Origin of the sequence: Rahnella sp. AN3-3W3 (assembly GCF_003263545.1) — a bacterium.
Taxonomy (GTDB): domain Bacteria; phylum Pseudomonadota; class Gammaproteobacteria; order Enterobacterales; family Enterobacteriaceae; genus Rahnella; species Rahnella variigena.
On the sequence record NZ_JYDG01000129.1, the window covers coordinates 1 to 22,755 of the forward strand.

Consider the following 22,755-nt stretch of genomic DNA (forward strand, 5'->3'; position numbering starts at 1 on the left):
GGCCGACGCCCACGGTCTTGCAGTTGAAGTTGAAGTTGAAGTTGAAGTTGAAGTTGAAGTTGAAGTTGAAGTTGAATTTAAGGTTATTCAACCTCGCCCTCAGATCTCCCCTTTTTTCTTCTTGTTCCTGATCACCAGCCAGCTAATCAACGCCATCACGCAGCCGATAAAGATAAACCAGATGCCCAGCATCAGTTGGGGTGCCATTTCTCCCGGCGGGGTTTCAGGGCTGCCGACCACTAAACCGTGGATAGTGGCAACAATGCCGATCACCAGCAGAATCAGGCTGTTGCGAAGTAAACGACGGGCTACGGTCATGGGTTGTCTTGGGGTGGCCATCAGATGCGTCCTTGAGCAATAAAAAAAAGATAAGGGCGCATCATAGCGCCCTTCGTTTTTATGTCAAAACCGTCATTTCACAATCCGTGAAGGTCAATCAGCGACGATTACGTACCAGCTGATAACGACGGGTCAGATATTCCACCGGCGCGCTCCAGATATGCACCAGGCGGCAGAACGGGAACAGCAGGAATAAGGTCATCCCCAGCACCAGATGTACGCGGAAGATAAACGCCACGCCGTCCAGATGCGCGGCTGCACCGCCACGGAATGTCACAACCGACTGCGCCCAGCCGACCAGTTTCATCATTTCGCTGCCGTCCATATGCTGTGCAGAGAACGGAATGGTGCTCAGACCCAGCGCACATTGCACCACCAGCAGAATGATGATCATGATGTCACCAAAGCTGGACGTCGCACGCACACGCTCGTTGCTCAGACGACGCCACACCAGCATACCGCCGCCGATGAGGGTCATCACACCACACGCACCACCCGCCCACATCGCCATTTGCTGTTTCACCGGCACCGGCAGGAAGGATTCATACATCCAGTGCGGCGTCAGCATCCCGAAGGCATGACCGGCGATAATGCCGAGGATACCGACGTGGAACAACGGCGAAGCGATGCGCAGCGTTTTCTTCTCCAGCAACTGGCTGGAGCCCGCGCGCCAGCTGTACTGACCGTAGTCATAACGCAGCCAGCTGCCGACCAGAAATACCGTGCCGCACAGGTACGGATAGATATTGAAAAAGAAGTTGTTGAGGAAGTCGGTCATTTGCGTGGTTCCCCCGCAGGCATTTCATCAAGGTTCAGATACTGTGGTGCGACCGCACCGGCAAAGCGTTTCTGGTGCGCGGCTTCTTCACCCGACGCACAACTTTGCTCACCGAGGAACTTGATTTGCTCCTCTTCCCATACCGCATCCAGCGCGGCAGGCGTGTCATCACGGGCTTCCTGTTTAATCCCTTCGCGCACTGCTGCGGTGGCGATATCACTGCCGGACATCGCCAGCAGTAAATCAAACAGTTCGGCGTAATGGCTGTCACGCTCCTGCAGACGGGCACTCAGCAAGGCCAGGATTGGCGCGATATCGCGCAGGCCGTCGCGGGCCTGTTGTTCGTCACGCGTGGTGAGATATTCCAGGTACAGCGGCAGATAATCGGGCAGCTCACGGCTGTCAATTTCCAGCCCGGCTTCGCGATATTGCTCCATCAGATCAACCATCGCCTGACCGCGGTCACGGGATTCGCCATGCACGTGCTCAAACAACAGTAACGATGTGGCGCGGCCGCGATCGAACAAACCGGTATACGCCGACTGCGCATCCAGCAGATCCCTTTTACAGAAATCCGTGATGTACAGCGCCAGATCCAGACGCTGCTCAGAGTCCAGTTCAGCAGACTGAGTCACTGCCTCGAGAAGCTCCATCTTGTGTTCCCACAAGTCTTCGGACGGATAATCCAGCAGCAGGCCGATGATGCGTAAACTGTTCATTAGCCCTTCCTTTCTGTTTTCGCGCCGATGTCGATGGCATCAATGCGTTTGCTGTTGAACAGGTTGAATTTGCTGTCGCTGCCGTGACAACCGTCACCGAAGCTGAAACCACAACCTTTGGCTTCCGGGAAGGCTTCACGCGCCTGTTCACGATGGCTGGATGGCACCACGAAACGGTCTTCGTAGTTGGCAATCGCCAGATAGCGGTACATCTCTTCCGCCTGCGCCGCAGACAATCCGACCTGCTCCAGCGCGCTGGTGTCCGTGATGCCGTCAACCGTTTCAGCACGTTTGAAGTGACGCATCGCCAGCATACGTTTCAGCGCACGCAGCACGGGTGCGGTGTCGCCCGCCGTCAGCAGGTTCGCCAGATATTGCACAGGAATACGCAGACTTTCGACGTCCGGCAGCACGCCGCTGTGCGGTAATGCACCGGCGTCGGCAGCAGACTGGATCGGAGACAGCGGCGGCACGTACCAGACCATCGGCAATGTGCGGTATTCAGGATGCAGCGGCAGTGCCAGCTTCCATTCAATCGCCATTTTATAGACCGGCGACTGGCGCGCAGCGTCCATCACGGAAATCGGAATGCCGTCTTTTTCAGCCTGGGCGATCACGTCAGGATCATTCGGATCGAGGAAGATGCTCATCTGGCTTTCGTAGAGATCTTTATCGTTCTCAACTGACGCGGCTTCGGCAATACGGTCGGCGTCATACAACACCACGCCGAGATAGCGAATACGGCCAACGCAGGTTTCGGAACAGACCGTTGGCTGGCCCGCTTCGATACGCGGATAACAGAAAATACATTTTTCTGACTTGCCGCTTTTCCAGTTGAAGTAGATTTTTTTGTACGGACAGCCGGTCAGGCACATGCGCCAGCCGCGGCATTTGTCCTGGTCAATCAGCACGATGCCGTCTTCGCCGCGCTTATAAATCGCACCGCTCGGACAGGTCGCCACACACGCCGGGTTCAGGCAGTGTTCGCACAGACGCGGCAGGTACGCCATAAAGGTATTTTCGAACTCGCCGTACATTTCTTTCTGCATATTGGCGAAGTTCTGATCGGCAGAACGTTTGCTGAACTCGGTGCCCAGATCGTCTTCCCAGTTCGGGCCGCCGGTAATTTTCTTCATGCGTTTGCCAGTCAGCAGTGAACGCGGACGGGCTACCGGCTGATGTTTACTGTCTTTTGCGGTGTGCAGATGCTGATAATCAAAATCAAACGGCTCGTAATAATCATCGATTTCCGGCATATGCGGGTTGGCGAAGATTTTATGCAGCAGGTTGGCTTTGTTGCCCATACGCGGCTGCAGTTTGCCGTTGATTTTGCGGATCCAGCCGCCCTTCCATTTTTCCTGGTTTTCCCAGTCGTGCGGATAACCCAGACCCGGTTTGGTTTCCACGTTATTGAACCACGCGTATTCCATCCCTTCGCGGCTGGTCCAGACGTTTTTACAGGTCACGGAACAGGTGTGGCAGCCAATGCATTTGTCGAGATTCAGCACCATGCCGACTTGTGAACGAATTTTCATTTGGCTTTCTCCTGTTGCACGGCGTCCTGCACGTAGTCATTGCCTTCATCGTCTAACCAGTCGATGCGGTTCATTTTGCGCACAATCACGAATTCATCGCGGTTAGAACCGACCGTGCCGTAGTAGTTAAAACCGTATGCCAGCTGCGCATAGCCGCCGATCATGTGAGTCGGTTTCGGGCAAACGCGGGTAACGGAGTTGTGAATACCGCCGCGCTGCTGGCTGATTTCAGAGCCTGGAATATTCACGATGCGTTCCTGCGCGTGATACATCATGGTCATCCCCGCCGGAACGCGCTGGCTGACCACCGCACGGGCGCTCAGTGAACCGTTGGCGTTGAACGCTTCGATCCAGTCGTTATCTTCGATACCCAGTTTTGTCGCATCGTCTTCACTCAGCCAGACAATCGGGCCGCCGCGACCTAAGGTCAGCATCAGCAGGTTGTCGCTGTAGGTGGAGTGAATGCCCCATTTCTGGTGCGGCGTCAGGAAGTTCAGCGCCATTTCCGGATTACCGTTCGGTTTCGCATTCAGCAACGGTTGCGCCGCGCGGGTGTCGATTGGCGGACGGTACACCAGCAGGCTTTCACCGAACGCACGCATCCACGCGTGATCCTGATAAATCTGCTGACGGCCGGACAGCGTGCGCCACGGGATCAGCTCATGCACGTTGGTGTAACAGGCGTTGTAAGAAACGTGTTCATCTTCCAGACCCGACCACGTCGGACTCGAGATGATTTTGCGCGGCTGCGCCTGAATATCGCGGAAGCGGATTTTCTCGTCTTCTTTATTCAGCGCCAGATGCGTATGGTCGCGGCCGGTATTTTCGCTCAGCGCCGCCCAGGCTTTCACTGCCACCTGACCGTTGGTTTCCGGTGCCAGCGTCAGGATGACTTCTGCCGCATCTATCGCGGAGTTAATCATCGGCTGGCCTTTGGCGGTGCCATCCGCTTTGGTGTAATTCAGTTTTTTCAGTAAATCGACTTCGCTGTCGGTATTCCAGCTGATGCCTTTACCGCCGTTACCGAGTTTTTCCAGCAACGGACCGACCGACGTGAAGCGCTCGTAAGTATTCGGATAATCGCGTTCAACGGCCATCAGATGCGGTGCGGTACGCCCCGGGATCAGGTCACATTCCCCTTTTTTCCAGTCTTCCACGCCAAACGGCTGCGCCAGTTCAGCGGCAGAATCGTGCTGGATAGGCAGCGTCACCACATCGGTTTCCACACCCAGATGGCCGACGCAGACGCGGGAGAATTCTTTGGCGATGCCTTTGTAGATTTCCCAGTCGCTTTTCGAATCCCAGGCAGGATCCACAGCCGCTGACAGCGGATGAATAAACGGATGCATATCCGAGGTATTCATGTCGTCTTTTTCATACCAGGTCGCGGTTGGCAGAACGATGTCGGAATACAGACAGGTGCTGGACATACGGAAATCAAGCGTCACCACCAGATCCAGTTTGCCTTCGCCACCCTGCGCCTGCCATTCGACTTCTTCCGGCATCACACCGCCCTGAATGCCTAAATCATCACCCTGAATACCGTGTTCAGTACCCAGCAGATATTTCAGCATGTACTCATGGCCCTTACCGGAGGAACCCAGCAGGTTGGAGCGCCAGACGAACAGGTTGCGCGGGAAGTTCTGCGGATTGTCCGGCTGTTCAGAAGCAAAGCGCACACTGCCTTCTTTCAGCGCTGCCACGGTGAAATCAGCCGGCGATAAACCGGCGGCTTTCGCCTGTTCCGCGATGCGCAGCGGGTTAACGCTCAGCTGTGGCGCAGACGGCAACCAGCCCATACGCTCGGCGCGCACGTTATAGTCGATCATGCTGCCGGTAAATTTGGATTTATCTGCCAGCGGAGACAACAGTTCCTGCGGCGCGACGGTTTCGTAACGCCACTGGCTGGAATGGTTATAGAAGAACGACGTGCTGTTCATCTGGCGTGGCGGACGCTGCCAGTCGAGGCCAAACGCCAGCGGCTGCCAGCCGGTTTGCGGACGCAGTTTTTCCTGTCCGACGTAGTGTGCCCAGCCGCCACCGCTCTGACCAACACAACCGCAGAAGATCAGCATGTTGATCAAACCGCGGTAGTTCATGTCGAGGTGATACCAGTGGTTCATCCCGGCACCGACGATGATCATCGAACGACCGTGGGTTTTGTTGGCGTTATCGGCAAATTCGTGGGCGATGCGCTCAATGTTCTGCTGAGAAACACCGGTAATTTTCTCGGCCCAGGCTGGCGTGTAGGCTTTGATTTCATCATAGCTTTGCGCGCAGTTTTCATCGTTCAGGCCGCGTTCAATGCCGTAGTTCGCCAGCGTCAGGTCGTAAACGCTTGCCACCAGACCGGTGCTGCCATCTGCCAGTTGCAGGCGTTTGACCGGCAGTTTGTGCATCAGGATTTCATCCAGCGCGACGCTGTTGAAATGCTCGCTGACCGCGCCGCCGAAGTACGGATAACCCACGCTGACCACTTCGTCGTGATCGTCGAGCAGGCTCAGCTTCAGGCTGACGTCTTTATGTTCTTTCCCTTCGCGGGATTCCAGGTTCCACTGGCCTTTTTCGCCCCAGCGGTAACCGATAGAACCTAACGGTGAAACCAGCTCGCCGGTGTTTTCGTCAAAGGCGATGGTTTTCCACTGCGGGTTATTTTCCTGACCAAGATTGTCCACCAGATCAGACGCACGCAGCATACGGCCTGCGGCATAGGAACCGTCTTCGCGTGGTTCCAGCATCACCAGCATCGGCATGTCGGTATAGCGACGCACGTAATCAGTGAAGTACTGGCTTGGATTATCAATATGGAAGGATTTAAGGATCACATGACCCATTGCCAGCGCCAGCGCGCTGTCGGTGCCTTGTTTCGGTGCCAGCCACTGGTCGCAAATCTTAGCGATTTCGGCGTAATCCGGCGTAATGGCCACCGTTTTGGTGCCTTTGTAACGCACTTCGGTAAAGAAGTGAGCATCCGGCGTACGGGTCTGCGGAACGTTAGAACCCCAGGCGATAATATAGGAAGAGTTGTACCAGTCAGCCGATTCCGGCACGTCGGTCTGCTCGCCCCAGGTTTGCGGAGAAGCCGGTGGCAAATCGCAGTACCAGTCGTAGAAGCTCAGACACACGCCGCCGATCAGCGACAGATAACGAGCGCCGGATGCGTAAGACACCATCGACATCGCCGGGATTGGCGAGAAACCGATAATGCGGTCCGGACCGAAAGTCTTGGCGGTATAAACGTTGGACGCGGCAATCAGCTCATTCACTTCCTGCCAGCTTGAACGCACAAAACCACCGCGACCGCGTGCGGCTTTATATTCTTTGGCCTTTGCCGGCTGATTAATGATCGAGCCCCAGGCATCCACCGGATCGCTGTGTTTTAGCTTGGCTTCACGCCATAACTGGATCAGCTTTTTGCGCATCAGGGGATATTTCAGACGGTTTGCGCTGTAGAGATACCAGGAATAGCTGGCACCACGCGGGCAGCCACGCGGTTCGTGGTTCGGCAGATCCGGACGGGTGCGCGGATAATCGGTCTGCTGGGTTTCCCAGGTGACCAGACCGTTTTTAACGTAAATCTTCCAGCTGCATGAACCGGTGCAGTTCACACCGTGTGTGGATCGCACCACTTTGTCGTGCTGCCAGCGGCTGCGGTAGCCGTCTTCCCAGTCACGATTGGTATCCAGCGTCTGGCCGTGGCCGTCAGCGAAAGGTTCAGCTAGCTGTTTGAAATAGCGAAACCGGTCAAGAAACTTGCTCATCCGGAACTCTCCTGTGCAAAGGCTTATTTGCGCTTTGTCATTATGTGAATGGCGGGGAATACAACTTCATTGCTCAATTTGGCCTCAGGGTATTCATCCCACACGCGCGTCTACTTGATTGCGATCAAGGCCGCTCCGTCGTGTATTTTTTTACATAACGCCAGATACCCCCAAAGAGGTATTAGCGAGGGGATTTCTATCTTATTGATTTACAGTATTTAATTTTAAAACGGGTAAGGCATTTAACGCAGGAAGAAAGGATATGGAAAATGAGGGGTATTTCAGAAAGCAGCCGGTTTTTCTTTGAGAAAACCGGCTGTAAGTCAGAGGAAATCTTTGGCTTTATTCAGCAGTGAGGCTTTAGTGATCACGCCCAGTAACCGCCGCGATTCGGCATTTTCCAGCACCGGCAGACGTTCGAGCGGCGAGTTGCTGAACATCGCCCATGCCTGCTCGTAGCTGGCTTGCTGGAAAATCGTGGTGAACTCCTGCTCGATAAACGAGTCCATCGGGCTGTCGGATTTCACGCTGCCATCGATAAGACCGGCGGCCACCACGTTAGTCGGCACCACGCCGAGAAAACGCTCTTCCCGATCCACCACATACACATAACGCGTGCGCTGTTTCAGCCCTTCGCTGACCACTTCAGACAGCGAAGCGTCAACGTACATTTTCGAACAGGGTGAAATCAGCGAGGCCACCGTGCTGTATTCAAAGGCATTTTTCGCCGCAAACCGCGCATTATGCCGTGTCAGCACCGGATAGGTTCCGCCAACTTTAAGACGGGAAGCCACCACATAAGAGATCGCCGTCGCCAGCATCAGCGGGAACAGCAGCGAACTGTTGAGGGTCATCTCGAACGCCATCATAATCGACATCAGTGGCGCGTGACTGGTCGCCGCCAGCAGCGCACTCATGCCAATGGCGGCGTAAAGTCCGACCGGACCGGGATCAAATCCCAGCCATTGCAGGAAAGTACAGACCAGCGCCCCGCCCGCCGCACCAATCAGTAACGATGGCGTAAACAATCCGCCCACCGCACCGGAACCGATGGTGATCGCCGTCGCGACAATTTTCAGGATCAGCAGCACCAGCAACGACGTCTGTAAGTCGCCATTGTTAAGAATTAAATCGATGACTTCAAAACCGTTACCGAGCACCAGCGGCGAAATCATCGCCACCAGCCCGACACCCAGTCCGCCCAGCCCGAGACGCAGCGCGGGATGAGAAATGGGTTTCATCCACTGACGGACTTTATCAATAGACGAGATAAACAACGGCCCGAGAATCCCCGTCGCCACGCCGATAATCAGCACGGTTAAAATCGCGCCGGGAGACGGACTGAAAGAGACCGAGGAATAAAGATAGAGCGGCGCATAATCCGTCAGGGAACGCACGGTAAGCACTGCGACCGAGGCCGAAATGAACAGCGGGATCAGCCGCTGCACGGCGGTCACGCCGAAGGCGATTTCTGCCACAAACAGCGCACCGGCAAACGGGGCGTGATACACCGCCGCCAGCCCGCCAGCCGCGGCCATCGCGATAATATCCGACTGATGGACGCCTTTAAAACGTGAAAAGCGCCCGAGCAGACTGCCGCTCAATGCCGAAAGCTGCACCATCGCCCCTTCCCGACCAATTGAACCGCCGCTGGCAATACTGGCCAGTGACGACAACCCGCGCAGCACGGTGCTGACTACCGGAATGCCCGGCAAACGCTGATCAATCACATCCAGATAATCGGGCATCTTGCCGTGTTTGTTTTCGTAACGCAGCGCCAGGATCAGGATGAAACCGGCAATCACGCCACCGGCGGTGGTGATCAGCGGCCAGATGAGTTTCGGGTATTCGTTGAAAGCTTTGGTGATGTCACTGCCGTCCGTGAACATCAGGCCGTTCACACCCGAAATGGCCCCGCGAAATGCAATCGTCACCAGCGCGGCGACAATCCCGGCGGGAATGGCAATCAGCAGATTTATCAGATCGCTCTTTTGCAGGTATTCAGGATTTAGGGCTTTCAGCGTCATAAGATCTCATCGTGAGAACAAGGGGAACGAATAACTCTTTTAGGTTTGCCGTACTCCTCCCCTGCGCAGGGGAAGGAGCAGACCAGGCTTTTTAGTGAGCCAAAAACTTCTCGAGGAACTGTTTTGTGCGGGCGTGTTGCGGATTCGAGAACAGCTCTTTCGCGGGTCCCTGCTCCACGATCCGGCCCTGATCCATAAAGATCGCCCGGTCCGCGACATCGCGGGCAAAGCTCATTTCATGCGTCACGATCACCATGGTTCGGTGCTCAAGCGCCAGTGCGCGGATAGTGTTAAGCACTTCGCCGACCAGCTCCGGATCCAGCGCTGAGGTCGGTTCATCGAACAAAATCACTTCCGGGTTCATCGCCAGTGCGCGGGCAATAGCCACACGCTGCTGCTGACCGCCGGAAAGGCGTCGCGGATAGGCGTTTTCTTTGCCGTTTAATCCGACCTTTTCCAGCAACTGACGCGCGGTGGCGATGGCCTTTTCTTTCGGCTCGCCCTTCACAATCACCGGCCCTTCAATGATGTTTTCCAGCACAGAGCGGTGCGGGAACAGATTAAAGTTCTGGAAGACAAAACCGACCTGTTTGCGCAGTTCGCGCACTTTATCTTTTTGCTTGCTGATTGGCTTACTGGCATCAATTTCGATATTGCCGACTTTGATGGTGCCGCCATCCGGCTCTTCCAGCAGATTAATACTGCGCAGTAACGTGGTTTTACCGGAACCGCTCGGCCCGATAATCGCCACGACTTCTCCGGCATTCACCTGCAAATCAATACCGTGTAACACCGTCTGCTTGTTGAACTTTTTAGTCAGTCGCTTTACGTCGATAGTACTCATGAAGGCTCCTGATCCTGACGGTTAACGCGGTCTTCCAGACGGTTTTGCAGGAAAGATAAAACGGTCGCCAGCACCCAGTAGATAACGGAGGCGGCCAGATACATGGTGAACACTTCCAGCGTGCGCGAAGTAACCAGCTGCGCCTGACGGAACAGTTCCGGCACCTGAATGGTGGCGGCCAGCGAAGTATCTTTCACCAGACCGATAAAGCTGTTACCGAGCGGCGGAAGCGCCGTGCGCGCGGCCTGCGGTAAAATCACGCGTCGCAGCGTCTGCCACGGACTCATACCAATACTTGCCGCCGCTTCCCACTGCCCTTTTTCAATCGACGAAATCGCCGCACGCAGGGTTTCAGAGGTGTAAGCCGCGGTGTTTAAAGACAGGCCAATCATCGCCGCCGGAATAGGATCCAGCTCGATGCCGAACTGCGGCAGGCCGTAATAAATCATGAACAGCTGAGCAATCAGCGGCGTGCCACGGAATACGGACACGTAAAAACGCGATATCCACGACAGCGGCCAGAAATGCGAAAGGCGCATCAGCGCCAGGATGAAGCCCAGAATCAACCCGAAGACCATTCCGCCCAGACTGAGCTGAAGGGTAAACAGGGTACCTTTCAATAAAAATGGTGCTGAATCCAGCACCAGTTGAATACTTTCTTGCATCTAAGACCTTTAGATTTTCTGGATCTTTGAGATATTCACATATGCTCTAAATAAATGAACTTGCATCAAGGCAGCAAGTGCGCGAGTCCCGATGAGCTTACACAGGTAAGTGATTCGGGCGAGCAAGCGCAGCTAACGCCGGGGCAAGTTCAGTTATGACGAGCATTACTTCGTCACGTCGGCACCAAACCACTTTTCAGAGATCTTCGCGAGTGAACCGTCTTTCTGCATTTCAGCAATCGCCGTGTTGATCGCCGCCAGCAGTTCAGGGTTGTCCTTACGGATTGCTACGCCGGATTCCTGACGGGAGAACGGTGCGCCTGCAACAGCCAGGGTATCACCGGTTTTCTTCACCAGATCCAGTGCCGCCAGACGGTCAACCAGAATCGCATTGATACGGCCTACGCGCAGATCCTGATATTTAGTCGGGTCATCATCATAAGTACGGACATCAACACCTGGCACGTTCGCACGCAGCCATTGTTCGTAGTTAGTACCCAGACCCACGCCGACTTTTTTGCCTTTCAGATCTTCAGGTTTGGTAATCGAGCTTTCTGCGCCCTTCTTCACCAGCGCCTGAATACCGGACACGGTGTATGGCGTAGAGAAATCGTATTTTTTCTGGCGCTCAGGAGAAATGGTCACCTGGTTGATAACCACATCAATACGCCTGGATTCCAGTGAAGCCAGCATACCGTCCCACTTGGTCGGTTGCAGTTTAGCTTTCACGCCCATGTGCTGTGCCAGCGCATCAGCGAAATCCACTTCAAAGCCGGTCAGTTTGCCGTCTTCACCCTGGAAACTGAACGGAGGATACGTGCCTTCAAGACCGACGATCAATGTGCCGCGATCTTTGACTTTCTTCAGTAAACCTTCATCCGCAAAGCTGTTGCTGATAAGCCCGGTGGATAATGTCACGGCCACTGCCCCGAGGACTAAACGACGACGTAACGCTGAAAAACCCATATTCACCTCAATTATTGTTCATTATAAAAAGTTATATGCCTTACTGATTTGCGCACAGTAGCACCGGTCGCATCAGTTATCAGGAATATAATTCTATAATCTTAGCTCAAAAAAGCATAAGCGCATTTTAGGCGATCAAACTTGCGGATGATACGCAAACAGTGCCGGTGCGCCACCCGTGTGAATGAACAGGATCGGGCCTTCATCCGGGAACAAACCCCGCTCGATTCCGTCGAGCAATCCGGCCATCGCTTTGCCGGTATACACCGGATCCAGCAGCATGGCTTCCTGCTCTGCAAGCAGTTTTACTGCTGCCATACCGGCCTCGTTCGGCTCACCGTAGCGCGGAGCAAAATACTCATCCCACAAAATAACCGGCGGCGCGTTGTCATCAAACTGAAGCGATGTTGCCACTTCACGGGCAATGGCTTCCACTTTTGGACGCTGATCCTGCGCACTGCGTGACACCGTCACGCCAATCAGTTGCGTGTCTGGCATCAGATGATGCAATGCCACCGCCAGCCCGGCGTGCGTTCCCGCACTGCCGGAAGCCACCACGACGGCGCTGAAATCAACAAAATTGGCCGAAGACTGCTCGGCGATTTCCAGTGCGCATTGCACATAGCCCAGCGCACCGAGCGCATTCGAGCCGCCGACCGGCACAACGTACGGACGGAACCCCTGCGCTTCCAGACGTTCAGCCTGTTCTGCCAGCTGCGCCATCGGATCAAGCAGCGCGTCACACATCACCACTTCCACATTAAATAAATCCAGCAGCAGACGGTTACCGTTAGTCAGATAATTGGCTTCGGTGGTGCCGATGGGGTTTTCCAGCAGCGCCACGCATTTCAGACCCAGCCTGGCCGCCACGGCTGCCGTCTGACGCACATGGTTAGACTGAATAGCCCCGGCGGTCACCAGAGTATCCGCGCCCTCTGCCAGCGCGGCTGCCGCCAGATATTCCAGCTTACGCAGCTTGTTGCCACCCAGCGCCAGCGGGGTGATGTCGTCGCGCTTAATGTAAATGTCGCGTCCGGTGAATTCCGAGAGACGATGAAGTTTCTCCAGCGGCGTCGGGCTGCTTAAGAGTTCGAGACGGTCAAAGGCTTCCAGCCGGGTTTTAAGCAAAGAAATTTTAGCAGGCACAATGTTCCCCTGACGCACAGACGTGTCGCCGTGCGAAGTCGTTATAGTCTAAGTTGGGTAGAGTCTGGAGAATGGTAATAAAGTCAGTATATGAAGAATTTATACTTTGCGCAGAGCGGGATGCAAGACAAAAAAACAGGCCCCCGCAGGAGCCTGTTTGTGTGGTGCGTTATGCAGATTTCTGCCAGGCCAGATACTGGTCGTATTTGCGCAGGGCAATACGGTAGTTATCGTGTCCCGCCACCGGCAAATCACTGATGATCCGCTGGTGGATACTGTCTCCGGAAAGTTTATCCAGAGGATAGTTATTGGCAGAGAGGATTTCATCCAGACGGCGGAGGCGGACAACGTACTCGCGCACCGTGCTGTGATTCATCTCAGTCTGTTCGAACAGATATTGCTTAAACGCCATAATGTCGAAATAAGACGAATGGCTGTTACAGCTTATCTCACTGCAAAAACGACACAGTGCGGTCAGTTCCTGCGACAGGTTGTGCCACACGTCATCATCAATAGGCTGGTCCATCTTGGCGATGGCCTCTTTATTGATGATTTGCCCGCGAAACACCAAGGCCATCCTGTCGAGTTCTTTTGCACACTGTGAGCAGTGAGTCTGACTGTGTTTAAAATCTTTAAGATAACGGCTTAAAGGCCTTGTTTTGATTCCCGCTGGCATAAATTTATTCCTGATAAGGGATATAAAATGTATAACCGGCCAGGAAAAAGCGGATCAATGGTCGTTTGCCAGACGTGTGCGCAAGCGCTTAATCGCCTGACTGTGGAGCTGGCTTACCCGGGATTCCCCGACATCCAGCACCGCCCCGATCTCTTTTAAATTCAACTCTTCCTGGTAGTAAAGCGTAAGTACCATCTTTTCCCGTTCTGGTAACGCATCGATAGCTTCCATCACCCGGTGGCGCAAATTGCCCTCCAACAGATGATGTAACGGGTTGGCCTCTTCGTGCCCTTCCATCAATGCCTCGGCAGTATCGCCGTGCTCTTCACGCCACTCGTCATATGAAAACAACTGGCTGCTGTTCGTGTCCATTAATATTTGCCGGTATTCCTCAATGGGAATATCCAGCGTCTGCGCCACCTCTCCTTCACTCGGTGGTCGCCCTAATTTTTGTTCTGCGCTATGCATCGCCTGAGACACTTCGCGCGCGTTACGTCTGACGCTGCGTGGTACCCAGTCGCGGCTGCGCAACTCATCAAGCATCGCACCGCGGATACGCTGGACGGCATACGTAGTAAACGCCGTTCCCTGCATCGCATCAAAACGCTCAACCGCATTTAACAGGCCGATCCCTCCCGCTTGCAGTAGATCATCAAGCTCTACGCTGGCGGGAAGCCGCACCTGCAAACGCAGGGCTTCATGGCGCACGAGCGGAACATAGCGCTGCCACAAAGAATTTTTGTCTATCACGCCGTCGGCGGTATACAGATCGCTCACTGTCGTAACCTGGCAAATTGAGGGTCAGTATCATTGTGCCAGTGCTATTTGCTGTTCAATCGGCTGAATAAGGCCAGAAAAGCGCGGTTATTTTGATTATGTCTCGCACATTCTGTTTTTGACTGCCCATCACGACGTGCGAACGATGGTATAAAAATCAACCATAACATAAAGATTATCCTAAATTATACCAGCGAATGGTTTTCATTTATCCCAGAGAATCGTAAATTTTAGTTAAAAAAAACCCCGCCGAAGCGGGGTTTAAGCTGTTTATGACCGGACTGCGTAATTTGTCTGCGAAGACAATTATTGCAGCAGGGACAGAACAGACTGAGGAACCTGGTTAGCTTTAGACAATACTGAAGTACCAGCCTGCTGCAGGATCTGTGCTTTAGACATTGCTGAAACTTCTGTTGCGTAGTCAGCATCCTGAATACGGCTCTGTGCAGAAGACAGGTTGGTAGTTGTGTTGTCCAGGTTAGTGATTGCAGAATCGAAACGGTTCTGAACCGCACCCAGTGAAGAACGGAAGGTGTCAACTTTAGCGATTGCAGCGTCGATGGCAGCCAGCGGATCGTTAGTTGAGGCACCAGTGAACTGAGCCGTTGCTGCAAAGGATTTGGTAGGATCCGTCGCATCAGTTGTTCCTGCGCTTAATGCTAAAGTAGTCGCTACGGCAGATGTAGGAGTGGATGTTCCACTGTTAGCTAAAACATCAGTACCTGTGCTGCCTGCAGTGTAATTTTTACCCTGAATGGTTACATAGCCTGCTGCTGCACCATTAGCGTCAGTACCTACTTTTATCAGTTGCTTAGATTGGGTTGCAGTTGATACACCATTCGCTTGGTCTGAATAGGTTACGTCAGTGGTGTTCAGTGTGACTGTACCATCAGTAGCGAGTGAAGCCGCATAGTTGTCCTTGCCTACCTGAACAACATAGTTAGCAGATGCTGTGCCATCTTTGTTCAGCACATTGCGCAATGACATCTGTGATGCATCAGACACACCCAACTGTTTAGCCATAGCTGCAGTCGCATCAGCCTGAGACACTGGCGGGGTAGCCGCTGCATCGGCTGCGCCGAATTTAATGGCAACTGGTGCATCAGTAGCTGCTGCGCCAGGAATTTGGGTAATAGCATCGCTAGTTTTTAATGCATTACCAGAAACAGAGAAACCGTTCAGACCCAGAGTGGTAGAGTCAATTTTCTGCAGGTCAATGGAGATAGTCTGACCATCGTTAGCGCCAACCTGAATTTTCATCGTCTGGTTAGAAGCCAGTACGTTCACGCCGTTGAACTGAGTCTGGCCCGATACGCGGTCGATTTCATTCAGACGTGAAGTGATTTCGTCCTGGATTGAGGTCAGGTCAGAAGATGAGTTGGTGCCGTTGGCAGCCTGAACTGACAGCTCACGGATACGCTGTAAGTTGTTGTTGATTTCGCTCAGTGAGCCTTCAGTGGTCTGCGCAACAGAGATACCGTCGTTGGCGTTACGTGAAGCCTGAGTCAGACCGTTGATGTTTGAAGTGAAGCGGTTAGCAATCGCCTGACCAGCAGCATCGTCTTTTGCGCTGTTGATACGCAGACCGGAGGACAGACGCTCGATAGCGGTGCTCAGTGCGGACTGGGATTTGTTCAGGTTGTTCTGAGTCATCAGAGACAGCGTGTTGGTATTGATAACTTGAGCCATGAGTGTATTCCTTCAAATCTGGTTAAGGGTTCGGGCTTATTGCCCACGGCGTTCATCACCGTCCAAACTTGTATCGGCGCTACACCCGCAACCTTTAGAATTATTTCTCAAAAAAGATCGATTTCTTACTTTGAGAATTACCCTTCCTTATACCGCCTATTCACGCCATTACTTTTTGTTGCATTCCATTAAACTTTTTCTCCGTCGTGCCGATAGGGCTTAAAGACTCTTTTATACCTCAGGTCATTGGTGTTGCAGTTAGCGGCGAAGAAGTGAGTCCGTCAACTAACATCCGTTAGTCAGACAGATGAACCCGCGACGTAAAGGCGACTGTAAATTCAAGTACTCAGGGCAAACAAACTGTAAAGGATAATTATGGCCACTTCAGGCACTATCTCGTCATTAGGCATCGGTTCAGGTTTACAGCTTTCAGACCTGCTGGATAACCTGACCACCGCAGAAAAGGCGCGTTTAACGCCGATCACCACGGCACAGACCAGCTACAGCGCAAAACTGACGGCCTACGGCACGCTGCAAAGTGCATTGCAGACGTTTTCCGATGCAGCGACCGCATTGTCATCAACCAATACTTACGGTGCCACCACCGCCTCGTCGAACAACACGTCAGCATTCAGTGTGTCCACCAGCACCGGCGCGGCGGCGGGTAAATATTCTGTTTCCGTCACACAGCTGGCGTCTGCGCAGTCTTTAGTTTCAGCGACGCAATCAAGTAATAAAACCGCGCTGGGTGCGACGACCACTGATAACACCCGCACCCTGACTATCAGCCAGGGCGACGGCAGTACCCCGCTGAGCATCAAACTGACCGATGATCAGACGTCACTGACCGGCGTTCGTGATGCCATTAATAAAGCGGGCGGCGGCGTCACCGCCAGTATCGTTAAAGTGGATGACAGCAGTTATAAGCTGGTGCTGAGCGCCAACAATACCGGTACTGATTCAGAAATGACCGTGAGCGTCACCGGTGATGACCAGCTGAATAATATTATTGGTTATGACTCATCTACCGGCACCGGTGCGATGACTCAAAACGCGACTGCCGCCAATGCCAAACTGACCTTTAATGGCATCGACCTGGAACGCCAGAGCAACACTATTAGTGATGCGCAGGACGGGATTACTTTAAATCTCACCGACACGACATCAACTGCTGCAACCTTAACCGTTGTTAAAAACACTAGCACTGCAACATCAGCAATTAAGACATTCGTTGATGCCTATAACTCATTACAGGATACGTTCTCCAGCCTGACCAAATTCACGGCAACCGCGACGAATACCGATACCGCTGACAGTACCAACGGTGCATTACTCGGTGACAGCGCGCTGCGCACTATCCAGACCCGTCTGAAAACAGCCATCACCGGCGTTTCAGGTTCTGGCACGGTCAGCTCATTGCAAAGTATCGGGATCACCACTGATCCGGACACCGGTAAGCTGGAAATTGACAGCACTAAACTGAGCACCGCGCTGACCAATAATCCGAACGCCGTGCAGACCATGATGGTCGGTGATGGCAAAACGACTGGTGTGATGACCAATATCAGCAACCTGAACGGCGGGTTCCTGAATACCAGCACCGGTACGATTGCTAACGCTCAGACAGCCGTGAACACCACGCTGAAAAGCCTCACCGAGCAGTACAACAAGGTGAACACCAGCATTAACGACACCATCGCCCGTTACAAAACGCAATTCACGGCACTTGATGTCTCGATTCAGAAGCTCAACAGCACCGCGACTTATCTGACGCAGCAGTTCGAAGCCATGTCCTCATCAAGTTCAAGCTAGTAAGGAAACAGATTATGTATAACGCTAAAGGAACTCAGGCCTATGCTCAGGTAGGCCTCGAAAGTGGCGTCATGAGCGCCACGCCATATCAGCTGGTTACCATGTTATTTGACGGGGCGCGCAGCGCCCTGATCCGTGCCCGTATTTTTATCCAGCAAGGCAGCATTGCCGAAAAAGGCAAAGCGCTGTCTATGGCTATTAATATTATCGACAGCGGACTGAAAGCCGGATTAAGTCGCGAGAAAGGCGATCCTGAATTAGTGGATAACCTGGAAGCGCTTTATTCCTATATGGTCCGTCGTTTATTACATGCCAATTTACACAACGATCAAGAGGCCATCACGGAAGTGCTGGCCTTGCTTGAAAACATCGCCGATGCCTGGCGGCAAATCGGCCCAAACTACCACCCGTCGCAGGACCAATATAATGGATCAACATCAGTATCTGGTTAATGAATATCAACTGATCCTGTCTTTAAGCGAGCAGATGTTGCGGCTGGCGAATGAAGAGAAATGGGATGAGCTGGTCGAGCTCGAAGTCGGTTACGTGAAAGCAGTAGAAGCAACGACGAAGTTACCGATGTCAGAACAGACATCGATCATGGTTCAGAATGATATCCGCCGTTATTTGCGTATCATTCTGGATAATGAAAATACGGTTAAAACGTTATTACAAGCGCGGATGAAAAAACTCACCGAGCTGATCGGGCAGTCGTCAAAACAACAACAAGTAAATATGACTTACGGAAAGATTGATCTCCGTTCGATCGCATTTGGCGATCGCCAGTAATTATTGATCCCTGAAAAATTTAAAGTTAAGTTGGTTTTACTTTTCAATATTTCTTGTACAAAAAGTTTTCAGAGGCAGAGAGCGCCTGGCTGCCAGGGCTGGCACTCTCTGGTCTTCTCTTGTGACACACGTTCCATCCGGCAGCCTGTTTGTATCAGCATAAGCGGGAACTTTATATCAGGCAGCAAGCAACAAATTGCGGTCGTCTTTTTTCGGGCATCATCAACATGGTTCGTAAAATAAAAGTGACACCAGGGATAGGAACTATTTCACTGCTTATTCAGCACAGTGAACTTTTTATTCATGATGTTTATATTAATAAGCCACAGTTGATCCTTGTTCAGAATGGCAGTCTTTCAATAAACTATCAGGAACAACAGGTTACGCTGCAATCCGGCGAAATGCTGGTTCTTAACAGCGGACAAACCCTGAGCCTGACACACCATCTTTCCGATAACGGCCCGTTCAGCAGCGCCATTATGGCGTGGGATCATCAGTTACTCACCGATGCCGGGCTGCATGCCACCGGCTTTAGTCCGCCGCTTATCTCTGTCGAAAACTTACAGGTTATTCCGCATATTCCCACCGCCTTTAAACAAAGTTTTACCGACACGCACAGCGCCATTCTCTGGCACCACGGCCTGCCCGCAGCCATTACCCGCCACCGCATGATCGAACAACTCTTATGGTTATCACAGCTCGGCGTGCGTTATTCGCTGCAACACCCTGAAACCGTCACAGAACAGGTACGCGAACTGCTGATCAATAATCTGCATAAATCATTTACGGCGGCAGAAGTGGCCGAAAATCTGATGATGAACGAGGTGATGCTGCGAAGACGTCTGGCGGCAGAAGATTGTGTCCTGAGAAATCTGATGATTGATGTACGCATGACCCATGCCCTGCGGCTTTTGCAATGTACAGATCTGGCGATTTCGCATATTGCCCATCAGGTCGGCTATGAAAGTGCTTCACGTTTTGCGGAGCGTTTTCGTAAACGTTTTGGCTTCGCCCCGACCGCCATTCGCGGACATTTGCGCCCTCTTTCGGCGCAGACGCATGGCACAACCGAAGAAATATAACAATTCACACCAAAGCACCACACAACAAAAACTTGAGTAACATCACACAATAATTGATTACCAGATGTTAACGGAATATCATACCCGCCGTCATTTTTATCCATATTCAGGGGTCAGTTGTGCACGTTTGGTGGGAAGTTATTAAGACGATTTACTGGGGCGGACTGGGTATTGCGGTATTGTTTACCCTTCTGGTGAGCCGTGACACGATTAAAATAAGATTGTTAACCTCCGGCATTATCGGTTTCACCTGGCCTATGAGCCTGCCCGTGGTGATGTTGTTCTCTCTGTTCTGATGCATAGTGCCTGATGCATAGTGCCTGTAGATATTGGCCAAAAGAAAACCCGGCCTGACCTGTAAGGGTCAAAACCGGGTTACGTTCAAAACGCTGTATCTTTAGGGTTCTGACGATTACTTACGTGTCTGAACCCAAAAGCCGTGGATCAAGCCCGGCAGATAACCACACAGTGTCAGAATGATGTTCAGCAGAAACGCACCGCCAAAACCATTACCTATCAGCACGCCCAGCGGCGGCACCAGAATAGTGATTAACACTCTCCAAAATCCCATACTTATCTCCCTTTGGTTATCATTAACTTAATGATAGACCATCGCCCTGGGCCCCGGACATCAGATGAAACCTAATTGATCAGTTCGAGCATGATTTCTACGTCACGGCGGGCTTTTTCCAGTAACTGCACATCCCCGTCACGGTACTCCGCATCTGTGACCTGATGAATCTGACGCATCTGCCATCTCACCTGATTTTTTTGCTCTTCGGTCATGCTGCGGCACATCACGATGATAAAATTGCGCAACATCATTTGTTGCATGGCAGTTTCTTCGGCGTGTTTGTTGACCGTCATGACCAAATCTATAACATGTTTCTCTGCCATCGCGGGAGCCTGCCGGGTTAGTGAATCAGTCAGGCCAGACTAGCACGTGGGCATCAATGCGAAAGGCTGAGCTGATAAGGTTTGACCCGCTATTTCAGCGTGTAGATTTTAAACGGACAAATGACAATGTTTTCCACTGAAGCTGTTTTTCAGCGCCTGGCAGCCTCGCCCTTCCGCCAGCGCTTTCATCTTGGCCCGAAAGAGTATTCTTATTGTCAGGATAAAGGCGCGGCAGACATCAGCCGCCACGCTGCAGATTTTGTTGCCAGCCGTCTTGCGCCATCCGAACCGCAAAATGATGGGAAACAGACACCTATGCGCGGCCATCCGGTATTTATCGCGCAACACGCGACCGCCACCTGCTGCCGGGGATGTCTGGAAAAATGGCATGGCATTCCCGCGCATAGCGAAATGTCAAAAACCCAGCAAGATTATACCGTTACGATAATCATGCACTGGCTGAATATCGAAATGCAGCGCCCTGTTCCCGTCGCTAAGCCGCGAAAACCTAAGCAGAAAAAGCCCGATAACGGCGATGAAGCACAACAACTCAATTTGTTGTAAGAGGAATGTCACACTCAGAGAAAAATAAAAAGTGACTTTCATCACATATTTTTAGCTTTCACCAGCCAGTCCCCCATCGTGCTCTATAATTTTAAGGAATTTAAAAAAGTGTCACGGGTAGCCCTCAGCGCACCCTTTTAGCAGTGCTTCTTGTGCAGTCTTTAAGATGGTTTTTCCAGGTGAAACGAGTTCGAAACTTGTTGTCAGGATAATTGCCCACATTGGGAAAAGGAGCATGCATGTCTGAGTATCATTATTTACTGGTTGGAGGAAGTCGCAACGGACAACGGCATGTCGATAAATGCCATCAGTTTTCGTTGTGCTTCTGGGAAGATGCATCAAAGCACGCAGAGCGCGAATTTTACGGTAAGCAAAACGAGCGCTACAAAGTGAATCCGGAAAAAGGGGCAGACGGGAACTGGTATCTCGTTGGCTATTGCGGAAATTGTTCGAAAATCAAGGCTGATGAATTAAGTAACCAGGCGCTGACCAAGCACGTCAAGCCCCTGATGTAACCCGCAACACATTATGATGAAGTCACTAAACCCCGCCCGTTTCGCGGGGTTTTTGCTTTTAAGCTGCCATCCCCTGAATGTTCCTGGCAAAGAAAGCGACGTGACCGCCCAGCGTAAAGTGCGCTTCATGATGTCCCAGCCGTCCGAGAGGGGCGATGCGCAGGATTTCCCCCTCAAATTCGCCATCCTGAATGCTGGTGATCACGACATCAAGCTGATAACTGGCCGGATGAACGCCCACCGGAAACGTGAGTAATTTTACCCGGTCGCCGACCTGAAAACGTGTAAGCAACGGCAACGGTGCCTGTTCGAACAGATCCTGATCCATATGTGACTCCTTGTTTTCCAGTGAGATTAATTAAAGGATAGAATATGTCACCGCGTCCTGCCGGATACCGGCGTGAAGCACTTCTCTCTTTCAGCATTTATTGTGCTCAAAACATCATAAGGATTGGCCGTGAAAAAATTAACGCCAGAGCAATGCATCATCCTGACCGGTTTTACCGGCATTCTGCATGGCGAATTTGAGTGGTTTCACGAGGATTTGGAAAAACGCCTGGGCCGCGAAGTTCAGACGTCAGAACTGGGCTACCCGGAATTTATGCAAGAGTGCCGTGGCCTCTATGAAGACGATTTTAACAACCTGATGCCTGATTAACCTGAACGCGGATCCGTGTTTCCTGATAACTAGTTTCAGATAGACGTGTTTCCAGATAGACGTGTTTCCTGATGAATAAGAAAGGCCGGACAGTTTTCCTGTCCGGCCTCTGATCTCAAAGCTTAATGCGTTGAAGTTTAAGGTTTTATAATCCCCCGGATGAAGTTTTCATTCACCCGAATCACATTCCCGGTCTCCACATTCATGACCTGGTATTGCACTGGCGTAAGCTCATCCAGCACAGCGACAACTTCAAACAAACCTGGTGTAAAAGTAAGCGTGACAAAAACGCCAACAGGATAGACAGCCATATTTTTATCCTTAGAATCAATTTCTTATATTTTACTTCTTTGCACCCTGAGTGATCATGCGCCTTCTATTAATCACACAGAGTTATTTCATTGTATACATTAATCATGTTGGATAAATGTTACTGAAATGAATTAGGTATAACCTATAAAAAGAGCGCAGCGGTTGAAAATCAGACAACTCTGACAGACGTTTCCAGATCATTAT

The 22,755-nt window shown here is 52.2% G+C and carries 25 protein-coding genes; 8 read left to right on the forward strand and 17 right to left on the reverse strand.

What is annotated here, in order from left to right; all coding sequences use genetic code 11:
* Positions 1-99: 99 nt before the first annotated feature.
* The 13 genes from UC15_RS24610 to UC15_RS24670 form a co-directional block, all read right to left on the reverse strand.
* Positions 100-339 carry a hypothetical protein gene (locus UC15_RS24610; RefSeq protein WP_112291735.1) on the reverse strand — a complete coding sequence of 80 codons (240 nt, stop codon included), beginning with the start codon at positions 337-339 and terminating at the stop codon, positions 100-102.
* Between the two features lie 97 nt (positions 340-436).
* Positions 437-1,117 (reverse strand): respiratory nitrate reductase subunit gamma, encoded by a 681-nt coding sequence (gene narI, locus UC15_RS24615; RefSeq protein WP_095922190.1) that lies wholly within the window; start codon positions 1,115-1,117, stop codon positions 437-439.
* A complete protein-coding gene (narJ, locus tag UC15_RS24620) occupies positions 1,114-1,836 on the reverse strand; it encodes a nitrate reductase molybdenum cofactor assembly chaperone (RefSeq protein WP_112291737.1) in 723 nt (240 codons plus the stop codon). The genes narI and narJ overlap by 4 nt, the downstream gene beginning before the upstream one ends.
* On the reverse strand, positions 1,836-3,371 hold the full coding sequence (gene narH, locus UC15_RS24625) for a nitrate reductase subunit beta (protein ID WP_112291739.1): 1,536 nt from the start codon (positions 3,369-3,371) through the stop codon (positions 1,836-1,838). The genes narJ and narH overlap by 1 nt, the downstream gene beginning before the upstream one ends.
* Entirely contained in the window at positions 3,368-7,132 is a 3,765-nt protein-coding gene (locus UC15_RS24630) for a nitrate reductase subunit alpha (RefSeq protein ID WP_112291741.1), read from the reverse strand. Before UC15_RS24630 ends, narH begins: the two co-directional genes overlap by 4 nt.
* A gap of 323 nt (positions 7,133-7,455) precedes the next feature.
* A complete protein-coding gene (locus tag UC15_RS24635; protein WP_112291743.1) occupies positions 7,456-9,159 on the reverse strand; it encodes a chloride channel protein in 1,704 nt (567 codons plus the stop codon).
* A gap of 91 nt (positions 9,160-9,250) precedes the next feature.
* Entirely contained in the window at positions 9,251-10,003 is a 753-nt protein-coding gene (gene tcyN, locus UC15_RS24640; protein ID WP_112291745.1) for an L-cystine ABC transporter ATP-binding protein TcyN, read from the reverse strand.
* On the reverse strand, positions 10,000-10,668 hold the full coding sequence (gene tcyL, locus UC15_RS24645) for a cystine ABC transporter permease (protein WP_112291747.1): 669 nt from the start codon (positions 10,666-10,668) through the stop codon (positions 10,000-10,002). The genes tcyN and tcyL overlap by 4 nt, the downstream gene beginning before the upstream one ends.
* A gap of 165 nt (positions 10,669-10,833) precedes the next feature.
* Positions 10,834-11,634 carry a cystine ABC transporter substrate-binding protein gene (tcyJ, locus tag UC15_RS24650; RefSeq protein ID WP_112291749.1) on the reverse strand — a complete coding sequence of 267 codons (801 nt, stop codon included), beginning with the start codon at positions 11,632-11,634 and terminating at the stop codon, positions 10,834-10,836.
* A 135-nt stretch (positions 11,635-11,769) separates the two neighbouring features.
* Positions 11,770-12,780, reverse strand: a complete 1,011-nt coding sequence (locus UC15_RS24655; protein WP_112291751.1) for a D-cysteine desulfhydrase — start codon at positions 12,778-12,780, stop codon at positions 11,770-11,772.
* Positions 12,781-12,949: 169 nt separating this feature from the next.
* On the reverse strand, positions 12,950-13,456 hold the full coding sequence (fliZ, locus tag UC15_RS24660; protein ID WP_095922218.1) for a flagella biosynthesis regulatory protein FliZ: 507 nt from the start codon (positions 13,454-13,456) through the stop codon (positions 12,950-12,952).
* A gap of 54 nt (positions 13,457-13,510) precedes the next feature.
* A complete protein-coding gene (locus tag UC15_RS24665) occupies positions 13,511-14,233 on the reverse strand; it encodes an RNA polymerase sigma factor FliA (RefSeq protein ID WP_112291754.1) in 723 nt (240 codons plus the stop codon).
* Positions 14,234-14,539: 306 nt separating this feature from the next.
* Positions 14,540-15,922: a FliC/FljB family flagellin gene (locus UC15_RS24670; protein ID WP_112291756.1), complete on the reverse strand. Its 1,383-nt coding sequence runs from the start codon at positions 15,920-15,922 to the stop codon at positions 14,540-14,542.
* A gap of 375 nt (positions 15,923-16,297) precedes the next feature.
* Here UC15_RS24670 and fliD point away from each other — a divergent pair, with 375 nt between their 5' ends.
* From fliD to UC15_RS24695, 5 genes are all read left to right on the forward strand, one after another.
* A complete protein-coding gene (gene fliD / locus UC15_RS24675; protein WP_112291758.1) occupies positions 16,298-17,734 on the forward strand; it encodes a flagellar filament capping protein FliD in 1,437 nt (478 codons plus the stop codon).
* Between the two features lie 14 nt (positions 17,735-17,748).
* A complete protein-coding gene (gene fliS / locus UC15_RS24680; protein ID WP_112291760.1) occupies positions 17,749-18,186 on the forward strand; it encodes a flagellar export chaperone FliS in 438 nt (145 codons plus the stop codon).
* Entirely contained in the window at positions 18,161-18,523 is a 363-nt protein-coding gene (gene fliT, locus UC15_RS24685) for a flagella biosynthesis regulatory protein FliT (RefSeq protein ID WP_112291762.1), read from the forward strand. Before fliS ends, fliT begins: the two co-directional genes overlap by 26 nt.
* Before the next feature lie 227 nt (positions 18,524-18,750).
* On the forward strand, positions 18,751-19,605 hold the full coding sequence (locus UC15_RS24690; protein ID WP_112291800.1) for an AraC family transcriptional regulator: 855 nt from the start codon (positions 18,751-18,753) through the stop codon (positions 19,603-19,605).
* Between the two features lie 119 nt (positions 19,606-19,724).
* The gene (locus tag UC15_RS24695; RefSeq protein ID WP_112291764.1) at positions 19,725-19,901 is read left to right on the forward strand and encodes a GhoT/OrtT family toxin; all 177 of its coding nucleotides are present in this window, start codon (positions 19,725-19,727) and stop codon (positions 19,899-19,901) included.
* Positions 19,902-20,017: 116 nt separating this feature from the next.
* Here UC15_RS24695 and UC15_RS24700 read toward each other — a convergent pair whose 3' ends face one another.
* Together UC15_RS24700 and UC15_RS24705 are read right to left on the reverse strand one after the other, a co-directional pair.
* Positions 20,018-20,176 carry a YqaE/Pmp3 family membrane protein gene (locus UC15_RS24700; RefSeq protein WP_015690040.1) on the reverse strand — a complete coding sequence of 53 codons (159 nt, stop codon included), beginning with the start codon at positions 20,174-20,176 and terminating at the stop codon, positions 20,018-20,020.
* A gap of 71 nt (positions 20,177-20,247) precedes the next feature.
* Positions 20,248-20,502 carry a hypothetical protein gene (locus UC15_RS24705; RefSeq protein ID WP_112291766.1) on the reverse strand — a complete coding sequence of 85 codons (255 nt, stop codon included), beginning with the start codon at positions 20,500-20,502 and terminating at the stop codon, positions 20,248-20,250.
* 126 nt (positions 20,503-20,628) lie between these two features.
* On the opposite strand from UC15_RS24705, the gene UC15_RS24710 reads away from it, so the two are divergent.
* A complete protein-coding gene (locus UC15_RS24710) occupies positions 20,629-21,066 on the forward strand; it encodes a DUF4186 domain-containing protein (RefSeq protein WP_198659765.1) in 438 nt (145 codons plus the stop codon).
* A gap of 239 nt (positions 21,067-21,305) precedes the next feature.
* The gene (locus UC15_RS24715; protein WP_112291770.1) at positions 21,306-21,581 is read left to right on the forward strand and encodes a hypothetical protein; all 276 of its coding nucleotides are present in this window, start codon (positions 21,306-21,308) and stop codon (positions 21,579-21,581) included.
* Positions 21,582-21,639: 58 nt separating this feature from the next.
* On the opposite strand, the gene UC15_RS24720 is transcribed toward UC15_RS24715, so the two are convergent.
* Positions 21,640-21,909: a hypothetical protein gene (locus UC15_RS24720; RefSeq protein ID WP_112291772.1), complete on the reverse strand. Its 270-nt coding sequence runs from the start codon at positions 21,907-21,909 to the stop codon at positions 21,640-21,642.
* Between the two features lie 129 nt (positions 21,910-22,038).
* Here UC15_RS24720 and UC15_RS24725 point away from each other — a divergent pair, with 129 nt between their 5' ends.
* Entirely contained in the window at positions 22,039-22,239 is a 201-nt protein-coding gene (locus UC15_RS24725) for a hypothetical protein (RefSeq protein ID WP_112291774.1), read from the forward strand.
* Positions 22,240-22,376: 137 nt separating this feature from the next.
* On the opposite strand, the gene UC15_RS25815 is transcribed toward UC15_RS24725, so the two are convergent.
* Positions 22,377-22,550 carry a hypothetical protein gene (locus tag UC15_RS25815; RefSeq protein WP_165353196.1) on the reverse strand — a complete coding sequence of 58 codons (174 nt, stop codon included), beginning with the start codon at positions 22,548-22,550 and terminating at the stop codon, positions 22,377-22,379.
* Positions 22,551-22,755: the final 205 nt, after the last annotated feature.